Origin of the sequence: Levilactobacillus angrenensis, from assembly GCF_003946085.1 — a bacterium.
Taxonomy (GTDB): domain Bacteria; phylum Bacillota; class Bacilli; order Lactobacillales; family Lactobacillaceae; genus Levilactobacillus; species Levilactobacillus angrenensis.
Window position 1 is genome coordinate 159,237 of sequence record NZ_RHOB01000001.1, and the last position, 11,331, is coordinate 170,567.

The window sequence follows — 11,331 nt, forward strand, 5'->3', positions numbered from 1 at the left end:
TGCCTTTAGCTAGCGAAAGCGCTAGAATGAAATCAACTAATTTATGAGATTACAATGAGAATTCTCATGAGGGTACCGGAAAGGAGTTCGTTTTATGCCAGAAACAAAATTAGATCATGAACTAACCACTACCGAGATTGCGGCGTTACAGGCCGATTTACAGGCCCAGCCGGCGCACCAAGTTATCAGTCGAGCGACCATTAAAAATGGGGTACTTGCGGCGTCCGAGGACCCGCAAGCCGCCGTGCGGTTGAACCGGACCTTCTCCGTGGAATTGCCAACCGGCAAGGTCGCCAACCAAAAGCATTCCGGTCGTTGCTGGCTCTTTGCGACGCTGAATGTGATTCGCCATCAGTTTGCGGCCAAGTACCACGTCAAGGATTTTGAGTTGTCGCAGAACTACTTATTTTTCTGGGACCGCGTTGAACGGGCCAACATTTTCTACGACCGAATCTTACGGACGGCCGACCGCCCCTTAGATGACCGGGAAGTCGCCGATATTTTAGAGAGTCCAGACGATGACGGCGGCCAATGGGCGATGGGCGCAGCATTGGTCCAAAAGTACGGCGTCGTTCCCACCAGTGCCATGCCAGAATCCTTTAACAGTAATGACACCACCGGGATTGGGGCGGCGTTGAATTTGAAATTACGCAAGGATGCGCTGGCGCTACGGCAATTGGTGGCCGACGGGGCCGATGAAGAAAAAATTGCGGCGACGCGGGCCCAAGCCTTAAAGGAAGTCTACCGGATGGCGGCCTACGCGTTTGGTGAACCGCCCGCAACGTTTGACCTGGAATTTAAGGATGACGACCACAAGCTCCACCGGGCCGCAGGTTTGACGCCGCAGGGCTTCTTCCACGATTACTTTGACGTGGATCTGGACGATTACGTGGTCGTTTCTAACTCGCCAGACAAGGCCTTTGATCGGCAATACCGCCTGGCTAGCGAGGAAAATATCGTGGGTGGCAAGCACATTACCTTTTTGAACTTGCCATTGGCCGATATGAAACGCGCCGCCGTGGCCCAGCTCCAAAGTGGTGAAGCGGTCTGGTTCGGCAATGACGTGCTCCAACAAATGAGTCGGGAACGCGGCTTCTTGGACAGCCACTTGTTCCAAGTCAGTGATTTGTTTGGCGTTGACCTGAGTTTGACCAAGGCTCAACGGTTAGCCACAGGTGAGGCCAGCGTGTCCCATGCGATGACGCTGACCGGCGTCAACCTGGTTGATGACCAACCGAACCGCTGGAAGGTCGAAAACAGTTGGGGTGAGAAGAATGGCGACAAGGGGTACTTCGTCATGACCGACGAATGGCTCGATGATTTCGTTTACGAGGTCGTGGTGCACAAGCGCTTCTTGACGCCGGCCCAACGCGAACTCTTAAACACGGAACCACACGAATTGGCACCGTGGGATTCATTATCTTAGTGAAGAGCGTGGCGCACGTTTCGGCTAGTTAAAATAGATGTACGCGGAGCCTGGGATGGCTTGTCCCAGGCTTTTTGATGGGTTCAACCAATGTTTCATGTGAAACATCCGCGCGGAAATTTCGTTAAAAAAGATGTTAGGGCTGGTAATCACCAGGGGCTTACGCGTAGAATTAGACCAGACGCTGACAAGACAAACTGATGAGGTGATGGCATGCATAACTTTTTATTCGATTTTGATAGTACCCTCGCGGATACCCGCGATGTTGCCGTAATGGCTACCCAGAAGGCCTATGAAGCTAAGGGCTTAGCGATTCCTAGCCGCGAAGCCGTGGTGAGCTACATGGGAGTGCCAATTGAGGTCTCCTTTGCCAAAATGGCGACGGAGTCTCTGAGTGAGGCGGCACTGACCGACCTATACACGGAGTTTCGCGCGCAGTATCACGAGGCGGAGAAGTTGGGCATCAGTTTGTTTGCCGGGATGGGGGCGACCTTAGCCACGCTAAAGAATCAGGGAGCGCGGTTGTTCGTCGTGTCCAGTAAGCATTCGGTTCCTTTACAGCGGAACTTGGATCAGATTGGTTTGGGCCAGACCTTTGAGGCCATCAGTGGCTCGGATACCGTGGCGCACTACAAGCCGGCGCCGGATGGCATTTTAAGCTTGCTACAGCGCTTCGACTTAGACGCCAAGCAAAGCGTCATGATCGGGGATGCCAAGTATGACATGCAGATGGGCAATAACGCGGGCATCGCCACGGCCGCTGCAATGTGGGGCGCCGCCGATCCCGCTTCCGTAAAGGCAGAACAGCCGACGTACTTGTTGCAGACACCAAGCGAATTGTTAACGATTTTTAAATAAGCACAGCAAGTGGGCGAGTGGGACAAAAGGCGGTTAGCTGCCTTTTGGCGCAGGTTTCAGCCATTTAAAGTTGGTGCACAAAAAGAGTTTGGGTGGTTTTATCCCAAACTCTTTAGCTGGTTAGATGACAAAAAAAGCCGTCCCTGGTTAGAGGACGGCGGCGACTCGCTTGGTTAGGGCAAGTCGTTCATTTTATTTGGTGAATAAAATGAAAAAAGGTTGGTTAATAGGTTTTTATTGGTATGCTTGTATCCTAGCTGGTAATTGTGAAGAAAGTGTGAATAATATTTACATACTAGTAATAGTTACCATCAGAATTACCTAAACGGTTAGCCGTTTTCGGTGATTTTGGGAATTGAAAGGGGGTTGGATTACTTTTTTCTAATCGTTTAAGGTGTATTTTTATATGAATTCCGTAATATTTAGGGATTTATATTGAACAAATTTTATATTTCTAATGGAATGCATAACATTTAAACTATAACTTAAAAAGTTAAGATTTTATTAAGAAAATGGACTGGGCACGCAATCGCCCAGTCCATTTGAATGTCTTAATTATTTTCAGCTAAGTTGGCCTAGTCTAAGTGATGGCCATGACCGTGGTGTGGACCGGCTAGTAGTTGGGGCTTGCCGCCGGGATGGTGATGGCAATGGCCGCCATGGCCGTGGTGGCAGCCACCTCCGAGTTGGCGTTGCTTCGTATGTTCCTTTTCAATCAGGAGTTGTTTCTTCAGTTGCCGATTCTTCCAGAAGCCGTGGATCATCACGGTAACGGGGATGATTTCTAGCGAGACGGTCGCAGGAATCAGCCACGGGTATTCGGCAATCAGGGCGGAAAAGCGGTCACGGTGTTCTTGCAGCTCTTCGGCCGACAATTGCGGAGTCACTAATTTGTCTTTAAACATATTCATCACGCTCCTTTGGCCCTATCATACCCCAAAAGGAAAGCGCTGTCAGTAACGAACGGTTTTTTCTAGCGACGGTGGCGCCACAGACTCCAAAGGTGTAGGAGTCCTAGGATCACGGCGATACCCAGCAGGCCGGTCTCTAAGATGACGACGCCACTGAGATGACGATGTTGCTGGTAAAGTAAGACGCCGCCGAGCACTAGCAGGCCGCCGCCCCACGGTAGTAAGTGTTTAGTCATCAGTTTTCCTCCAAGAAAAAACGGCACCGAAAATTCCGGCACCGTTGGGTGGATAGGTTATTCAGCGACCTTAACCAAAACAGCTTTCGTAACGTCGTCATCAACATCACGGTTGATGTGGTAGCCGGCAACCTTTAATTTAGCGGCGTTATTTTTACCCGTCAACGTCTGTTTGACGGTAAACTTTTGCGTCATAGGAATGTCAGACAGCTTACCCTTGAAGTTGATGACGGTATCGTCACCCTTAGTCTTGAAGGTCGTGTTTAACGTTCCGACCTTGCTCAAGGCATTGTCCTTCTTGGCGGCACTGTAAGACTTGTAGATCTTGTTGACGTTGTAGACCGTGGCCTTGCCGTTGCTGTTGAAACGGTAGGCTTCCAGGCCGGAATTACTCTTGGCGTTCACGGAACCCGTGACGTACCAGAGTTGCTTAGAACTAGTTAACGTGGACTTCACGTCTGACTTTTTCGTCGTTTTGTTTTTAAAACTAGCTTGTTGATTGCTCCCCGATTGACTACTCGAGCTGCAACCGGCTAAGCCCACAGCCATGACGGCCACGAGACTCAGAGCGGCGGCAATAATACGGGATTTCTTCATATCTCAATCACCTCATCCAAAATAATAACAGTTTTATGCGAGACACACAAACCGCCTACTTCTATCCACTGATAGTATAGCATGGGGCCGCGGGCAAGGGGCCTTCTCCCAGTTAAAAAAGTGTTAAGTTGCGGTAACAGCCAGTAACAATCATTATTAGTTATTAAAATATAATTATTAATAACTAATAAAAGAAGACAAACGTATGTTCTTTTGGTAAACTAGACCTATCACTTTAGAAGAGATGAGAGGAAGCGGAAAAATGAGCAAACGTTATCGGGGCCGTCGCCGGGGGAAAGTCTCCATTTATACGGCTATTGCGGTGATTTTGATTGGGGCCGTGGGCGCGCTAAGTAGTCAGGGGAATCCGACGGCTCGGAAAATCACGGACGTCGCGACTAGTCTGGTGGGGAGTTCCAGTGGCAGTCAGCATGCCGGGTCCACCACGACGACACCCAAGCAGTCAGTTGCCACCAAGGCGTTGGCTGAGCAGAAATACACGGGCACGCAAATCGTGGCGGTCAACCACAACAAGCCGACCTTTACCACGGCAGAACTGTCGACTAAGAAGGGCGCCTGGGCCACGTACGGCGACCTGGACAGCTTGAACCGGGTGACCACGGCCAATGCTTTGCTGAGTAAGGGGACCATGCCCACGGCCAAGCGGCAGCCGTTGTACGTCAGTCCGACCGGCTGGAAGAATAAGGAATACACCGTCAACGGCAAGAAGGGGTATTTATACAACCGCAGCCATTTGATCGGCTATCAGCTGACGGGGCAAAATAACAACCTGAAAAACCTGATGACGGGCACACGGTCGCTCAACGATCCGGGGATGACGGCGTATGAAAATCCGGTCGCCAGCTACCTGAAGAGCCACCCCAACGATTACGTACGTTACCAGGTCCAACCGGTCTTTCGTGGCAACGAGTTGGTCGCGCGTGGGGTTCACATGCAGGCCAAATCCGTGAAGAACACGGGTATCTCATATAACGTTTATATTTTCAATATCCAAGCGGGCGTCAAAATCAACTACAGTACCGGGACTAGTCAGTATGGTGATCCGGCCAGTAGCTTTTAGTGATTAAGGCATTTATGATTTTACAAATGAACAAGCAAGCAGTCAGTCGCAGGGACGGTTCCCATTCGGCTGGCTGCTTTTTGCGTGACCGTTGGCTGCTTAAAAACCAGTCGTTAGACAGTGCCGACGACAGTATATGTTAAATAATGATAGGTAATGATGTAAATGCTGAGTTTTATACATGATCAGTATAATTTTGGCGAAAAATCATGGTAATATGAAGGTGCGTTTGACCAGTGAAAGTACCAACGCGGAGGGGAGAGAGGACCATGAAGAAACGACATTGGTGGGTGCTAGTAGTCGGCTTCGTGGCGCTACTGCTTAGTAGTTGCCAAGCCAAGCCCGCGACCATGACACCGCCGACGACCTCTCCGACCGGATTTATTCAGTCACCAACCCTGCATACTGCGGCGGACCAACGCCATCAACAGCGACTGGCGCAGTTTATCAAGACTAAATTACAGAACAAACAGGGAATTTATACCAACTACGTGGATACCAAGACACGACAAAGTGGGACAGCCACGGGGCACGAACTACTGAGCGAATCAGCAGGGATGTGGCTACAGTACTTGGCACAAAGTCACCAGGACAAGGAATTTCGGGCATTTTATCGTGCCACAATCAAGACCTTTGGGGATCACGGACAATTTAGTTATCGCTATGATCCGCGTAGTCACAAGCGCTTTGCCGTTAATGCGACACTGGATGATCTACGAATTATTCGGGCATTAAATTTATATGATGCCCAGATGCATACGAAACATTACCGTCAAGCTGCAGCTGATCATTTCGCGGCCCTAAAAGTCGGCGCACTCAAGGACGGTAAGCTCTATGACTATTATGATCCGCAGTCTAGGCGGACGGCGAAGACGAGTAGCTTGGCGTATTTTGACTTTAAAACATTGCGGTATTACGAACGGGAGACCCGGGCTGGTCGGCGGGCTTATAACGAACAACTGAAGGTCGTGCGCGGTGGATACTTAGGCAACGTCTTCCCCCTATATGCGGCGAGCTTTAACTGGGGAACGCTAACGTATTCGCCTAAGAATCTGAACACGTCAGAGGCGTTGGAAGTTCTCCTACATTTGGCTGAGGTCGGACAGTTAAAAGCGACCAGCCGGACCTGGCTAGCGCAGCAGGTTAAGGGCAAGAAGTTGTACAACGGCTATTCAACCGCTGGCAGTGTGACTAATCGGGGCCAATCAACGGCTAATTATGCCTTAGCAGCGATGATTTTTGCTGCCGCTAAAGATCAGGCCAATTATCGGGTGGCCATGCGGTTGGTGTGGGCCGGACAAGTGACGGGACAGTCGCCAATCAGCGGCGGTATCGGGGATGCTAAGAGCCACCAGAGTTATTCCTACAGCAATTTGACGGCGCTAAATGCCGCGTCTGATTAGGTGAGTGGAAAGGAGGAGCAGTGTGACCGTCGATGGACTCAAACTAAAGTGGCAAAACTTTTGGGGATGGTGGGCGCGACACTGTTCACCGGCCTTACTGGCAACGTTACTGGCTGCAGTGATTGCGGGTGTTTTACTTTTCGTGCCGCCATTTCACGGCTTGGCTGATAATGGCGATTTTTACCGTGCCCAATTTGTCAATGGTCTGTATCATTTGAAGGGCTACAGCATGCTGGATTTTGTGACGCCTAAGCTGGGAATTATGCAGTATTACAACGATACGACTGCCGCCGTCTTTTCTTCCCAGCCGCTCTTTGTTAAATTGGCCATCCTGCTCAATCAGGCAGTCTATAGCAAGACGGTTTTTGACTTGCGTTTTATGGGGTTGGTCTACTATTTACCTTACTTGGGCAGTATCTATCTACTGACTACGGCCATGACGGCACCCTACCGAAAGCTGCGTAGCTATCTGATTGCGCTACTGATTGTCTTTGTCTTTGCGGATTCTTCATTTACTTTATACTTCAATTCATTTTTTGCAGAACCGGGCATGCTGATTTTGATGTTATATGCTTTTGCCGCATTGATGTTGGTGGCCCGCCGACCGGACTGGCATCCGCGCGTTTTGACGGTGGTCTATTTTGTCAGCATCATGCTACTGATTGCTAATAAACAGCAGAATGCCCCCTTGGCCCTGAGCTATGCCGTCACCAGCATTGGCTTATTCTTCATCTTTAAAAAGCGCGCGCAGTGGCTCTGGATTCTGGGCGGCATTGCCGGTATTTTGGTGACAGGAGTTCTGACGTACACACTCATTACGCAACAATTTAACGATATTAATCAGTATCAGGCATTTACACATGGGGTGCTCTTACATACGGATGACCCGAGTAAAAAGATTGCCCAACGGGGGGTAGACGAACAGTACGCCCTGATGCGTAATCAGGACTATTACCCGAAAAACTTTGCGGCAATCAATCCCAGTGCCAAGTCGGTCAAACGTGGTCTCAATGATCGGACAGGCTTTGGCTGGATCATGGGGTATTATCTGCACCATTATCCGCAATTTCATACGCTATTGGACGTCGCAGCCGGGGATATGATGATTACGCAGGTCAAGGCGGTAGGGGATTATCAGCAGGCGAGTGGTAAGCCGGCCGGCGCCCAGGTGACCTACTTCACTGGTTTTAGTAATTTAGCGGGAGCCTTCTTCCCGCAAAAGTTCTCCTTTGATATTCTGTTGACCATTGCCTTATTGGTCGTCTTTGGTATTGGGGCTTATAACGATTTAGTCCATAAGCGGGTAGCCAATGTTGTGCGCTTCTTCTTGGTCATGGGGTTATTGACCGTCTTTATCTTCGTCCCGATCATTTCCATCATTGGGGATGGCGATGCTGATTTGGCAAAGCACTTATTTATGGTGCCGGTCAGCTTGGACTTGATCTTAGTCATGTTTGTTGCCGACTTGTTGAATCATCGGCTGTGGCATTCGGATGGAAACATTGAGGAGGATGAAGCGTGAAAAAACGACTATTCCTATTCATGGTGATGTTACTAGGTGGCTTGCTTCTGGGGGCTTTGCCGGTAACGGCCCAGGGCGCGAGTAGGCGAGTTCTGATCGTCTATGACGCGTTAAATCCAACGGTTGACGGGCAACAGAAGTTAGCAGGCCTTCAGCAACTGTTAGCCAGTACGGGGGCGACAACGCAGACAGAAAAACTGAGCGATTATTATGCGGGACAGTTAACGACCAAAAAATATGCGGGGGTGGTCACCTTAATTAATTGGCCTCAGGGAGAGTCGCACAATGCGGCCTTTACCCGGGATCGTCAGGCCTTTGCGGGTCAGAAGTTGCATATTGGCCAGCAACTGAGTCGCGCGGAAGCCCGCCAATTACATGCCGTTCGGCACAATATTTATCACCAACAGTTGACAGTGACGGCGGGAGGCCAGCGGCAATTACTGCCATTTAGTGAGGACATCACCGTGTTGCGCGTGAAACGCGGCGCCCGTCATTTTGGGCAGTTGCAACCGCAAAATCAAGGCATCGGCCATTACCCCTATGGCACGGTGGTCGGTCACGCTGGCTATCTGCCCTACTTTGAAGCCAGTGGGTTTAGCCAAGTCTTGGCAGGCCAAACGATTGCGCAACTCTTTGGGCGGGCTCCTCAGCAACGGCCATTATTGACCATTACGGGAGTAACCCCTTATAGTAATCTGGCGCGGCTGACCAAACTAGCCATCAAACTCAATGCAGCGGGGATTCCCTTTGCCGTGAGTACCACGTCGGTTGCTGACAACACGTCTTTAAGGGCCTTTTCACGGTTCACCAAAGCGTTGCGTGTCGTGGAAAACAACCAAGGCGTCATTTTCTTGCAGGTTCCCATCGTTGGCGCAGCTAATCGTCAAAGCGGCTCGTTGCTGGAACAAACAATGGTTGAAGAACTTAATCAGTTGGGGCAACGCCAAGTCATACCGGTGGGCATCAGTGCACCAATCTATTGGAATCAAGATAGGCTCTTTCGGCGTTACGGCTTAGCGCGGTCTAATAACGTGTTATTTTTGCCTAATCCGGATACCACAACTTTTGCGGCCCAAGATAATCGGGGCGCCACGTATCCCCGGACGTGGACGGGGCTCAGTCTCCACAGTTTATTGACGGTTAAAAATGGCCAGCAGATTGCCGTTAATCAGTTGAAATTTCCCGTCAGAACAGCGTTGACCGTGGCCTTTCCAACTAACCAGAAACGATTAGTCGCCATGCTCAGACAGGTCACGAGATTAGATGTTGGCTGGTATCAGCCGCAGGCACAATTGCGGGCCAAAATCACCAGCGGATCGGCCACGTTTGGGTACCGTGACGGTATCTATTATCTGAACGGCAGTCCGGTCACTGTGGGCACCGAGGCAACTGGCGTACCGAACTATCATTTTTCCCAAACCCGGCATGTGGCACTAGATCGCTACTTCAAGGTTCAAGGAAATATTCTCTTCGTTTTCTTTACGATAACTACGATTGTATTGGTGGTCTTCTTATTTCTGGGGCGACGAATCTATCGCCAAATGTTTCGGCGTAAGTAAGCTTGCCGGCAAGCGTTGACGGGTTAGCTGATGGAAATTGGGTTATGACTATTGTCACCAGGTGACTCATGATGTAAAAATGAGTCGTTTACAGCTTCGTAGTGGGTACTGGTCGCCTACCGTCCGCCAACTATGGGTTGGAACGCGGTGGGCGGACCGGACCGATCCTGAGAAGCGGTCTCGGCCTCGCTTTGAGCCGGGAATCGCGTCTCAAAGACGCCAGTTGCCTAAGCGGCTGAACCCATAGTTGGCAGACTCCCGGCTACAAGAGTGCGTACCAGTGGAAGTCAGCTTAGCCCCAGTTAGCAGCTAATTTGGCAACCAGTCTTTGGCCAATACAATGGTGTTGGTAATCTCTGGCAGACGCAGGCTCTTGGTTTCGCTAATTTTAGTGGACAGAACACTGTTGTTCCGGGAATTACCGCGTTAATGCTACTTCCAACCTTTAGTTGTTAAGAAAAGAGGGTGTGTCATGAGCATTTTAGATTACTTTGTCTTTGCTGCAATTTTAATCATCTGGGGCATCTTGGTGGTGAATTTGATTTTAACGATGGCGGGGTACACGCAGTACTTGAAGGACGCGCGTACGCCAGCGCCGCAGTTGCCTACCCAAGTACCGTTCGTTTCGGTAATGGTTCCCGCGCACAATGAGGGTATCGTCATTGTGAAGACGGTCTTGTCGCTACTGAACTTTGATTATCCCCATGACCGGTACGAAATTATTGTGATCAATGATAACTCCAGTGATAACTCGGCGACTTTACTCAAGCAGATTCAAACCACCTACCCGCAACGTAATTTGGAAGTCATCAACACAGACAAGGTCACGGGGGGCAAGGGTAAATCCAATGCCCTAAATATTGCGTTGAAACAAGCCAAGGGCAGCATTATCTCTGTTTACGATGCGGACAATACGCCGGAGCGGCCAGCATTACGGTATCTAGTGGCTGAGTTGATGCAAGATGATACATACGGTGCGGTCATTGGTAAATTTCGGACGCGTAACAAGAATGCTTCGTTGTTGACGCGGTTCATCAACGTCGAGACCCTCTCATTTCAATGGATGGCTCAGGCCGGTCGTCTACGATTGTTTAAGCTGTGTACGATTCCCGGGACCAACTACGTGATTCGCCGGTCACTGCTAGATAAAATTGGTGGTTGGGACACCAAGGCCTTAGCCGAGGACACCGAAATCAGCTTTCGGGTGTATCGCTTGGGCTACCGAATTTATTTTCAACCCAAGGCCGTTACCTGGGAACAGGAGCCGCAAACACTAGACGTTTGGTTTCATCAGCGAACACGCTGGGTCAAGGGCAACATTTACGTGATTTTGAAGAACTTGCCGCTGATTTTTCGTAAGAGTGGCCGGCGAATCCGATTTGATCTCTTGTATTTTCTGTCGGTCTACTTTCTCTTAATGACTTCACTGATTCTTTCCGATTCGGTGTTTGTTCTTTCGGTTGCCGGGGTGGCGCATTCCAATCTTCTGGGATTCAATAACTTCCTGTGGGCCTTTGCGATTCTGTTGTTCGTCATTAGTACCTTTGTGACAATTACCACTGAGAAAGGGGAAATGACACTGGGAAACTTGTTAGTTATTATTTTTATGTACGTCGTTTATAGTCAAATGTGGCTAGCGGTAGCTGCTTATGGAATGGTGGGGTATATTCGTGAACAAGTCTTTCATCAACAAGCAAAATGGTATAAGACCAAGCGCTATCAGTAGCCGGGTGATTTT

10 protein-coding genes are annotated in these 11,331 nt (G+C 49.9%); 7 read left to right on the forward strand and 3 right to left on the reverse strand.

Going from position 1 to position 11,331, the window contains the following annotated elements:
* The first annotated feature begins 94 nt into the window (after window positions 1-94).
* Together EKM83_RS00700 and EKM83_RS00705 are read left to right on the forward strand one after the other, a co-directional pair.
* Window positions 95-1,426, forward strand: coding sequence for a C1 family peptidase (locus EKM83_RS00700; RefSeq protein ID WP_125574728.1), 1,332 nt, complete (start codon window positions 95-97; stop codon window positions 1,424-1,426).
* A 213-nt stretch (window positions 1,427-1,639) separates the two neighbouring features.
* A complete protein-coding gene (locus EKM83_RS00705) occupies window positions 1,640-2,284 on the forward strand; it encodes an HAD family hydrolase (RefSeq protein WP_125574729.1) in 645 nt (214 codons plus the stop codon).
* A gap of 575 nt (window positions 2,285-2,859) precedes the next feature.
* On the opposite strand, the gene EKM83_RS00710 is transcribed toward EKM83_RS00705, so the two are convergent.
* From EKM83_RS00710 to EKM83_RS00715, 3 genes are all read right to left on the reverse strand, one after another.
* A complete protein-coding gene (locus tag EKM83_RS00710; RefSeq protein WP_125574730.1) occupies window positions 2,860-3,189 on the reverse strand; it encodes a hypothetical protein in 330 nt (109 codons plus the stop codon).
* Between the two features lie 68 nt (window positions 3,190-3,257).
* Entirely contained in the window at window positions 3,258-3,431 is a 174-nt protein-coding gene (locus EKM83_RS13225; RefSeq protein WP_164505550.1) for a hypothetical protein, read from the reverse strand.
* 57 nt (window positions 3,432-3,488) lie between these two features.
* Window positions 3,489-4,028 (reverse strand): hypothetical protein, encoded by a 540-nt coding sequence (locus EKM83_RS00715; protein WP_125574731.1) that lies wholly within the window; start codon window positions 4,026-4,028, stop codon window positions 3,489-3,491.
* Between the two features lie 262 nt (window positions 4,029-4,290).
* Between EKM83_RS00715 and EKM83_RS00720 the strand changes: the two genes are divergently transcribed.
* The 5 genes from EKM83_RS00720 to EKM83_RS00740 all read left to right on the forward strand — a co-directional run bounded on the left by EKM83_RS00720 (window position 4,291) and on the right by EKM83_RS00740 (window position 11,319).
* Window positions 4,291-5,109, forward strand: a complete 819-nt coding sequence (locus EKM83_RS00720; RefSeq protein ID WP_125574732.1) for a DNA/RNA non-specific endonuclease — start codon at window positions 4,291-4,293, stop codon at window positions 5,107-5,109.
* Window positions 5,110-5,378: 269 nt separating this feature from the next.
* The gene (locus EKM83_RS00725) at window positions 5,379-6,512 is read left to right on the forward strand and encodes a glycosyl hydrolase family 8 (protein ID WP_164505551.1); all 1,134 of its coding nucleotides are present in this window, start codon (window positions 5,379-5,381) and stop codon (window positions 6,510-6,512) included.
* Window positions 6,513-6,534: 22 nt separating this feature from the next.
* The gene (gene wsfD, locus EKM83_RS00730) at window positions 6,535-8,034 is read left to right on the forward strand and encodes a glycan biosynthesis hexose transferase WsfD (protein ID WP_125574733.1); all 1,500 of its coding nucleotides are present in this window, start codon (window positions 6,535-6,537) and stop codon (window positions 8,032-8,034) included.
* Window positions 8,031-9,593, forward strand: a complete 1,563-nt coding sequence (locus EKM83_RS00735; protein WP_125574734.1) for a hypothetical protein — start codon at window positions 8,031-8,033, stop codon at window positions 9,591-9,593. Before wsfD ends, EKM83_RS00735 begins: the two co-directional genes overlap by 4 nt.
* Window positions 9,594-10,065: 472 nt before the next feature.
* Complete coding sequence (locus EKM83_RS00740; protein ID WP_125574735.1) at window positions 10,066-11,319, forward strand: glycosyltransferase; 1,254 nt, start codon at window positions 10,066-10,068, stop codon at window positions 11,317-11,319.
* Window positions 11,320-11,331 lie beyond the last annotated feature (12 nt).

Bases quoted from the DNA above. Each gene is read 5' to 3' on its own strand.
- EKM83_RS13225 (WP_164505550.1), bottom strand. From the start codon at position 3,431: ATGACTAAACACTTACTACCGTGGGGCGGCGGCCTGCTAGTGCTCGGC.
- EKM83_RS00700 (WP_125574728.1), top strand. From the start codon at position 95: ATGCCAGAAACAAAATTAGATCATGAACTAACCACTACCGAGATTGCG.
- EKM83_RS00715 (WP_125574731.1), bottom strand. From the start codon at position 4,028: ATGAAGAAATCCCGTATTATTGCCGCCGCTCTGAGTCTCGTGGCCGTC.
- EKM83_RS00725 (WP_164505551.1), top strand. From the start codon at position 5,379: ATGAAGAAACGACATTGGTGGGTGCTAGTAGTCGGCTTCGTGGCGCTA.
- EKM83_RS00710 (WP_125574730.1), bottom strand. From the start codon at position 3,189: ATGTTTAAAGACAAATTAGTGACTCCGCAATTGTCGGCCGAAGAGCTG.
- EKM83_RS00740 (WP_125574735.1), top strand. From the start codon at position 10,066: ATGAGCATTTTAGATTACTTTGTCTTTGCTGCAATTTTAATCATCTGG.
- EKM83_RS00705 (WP_125574729.1), top strand. From the start codon at position 1,640: ATGCATAACTTTTTATTCGATTTTGATAGTACCCTCGCGGATACCCGC.
- EKM83_RS00720 (WP_125574732.1), top strand. From the start codon at position 4,291: ATGAGCAAACGTTATCGGGGCCGTCGCCGGGGGAAAGTCTCCATTTAT.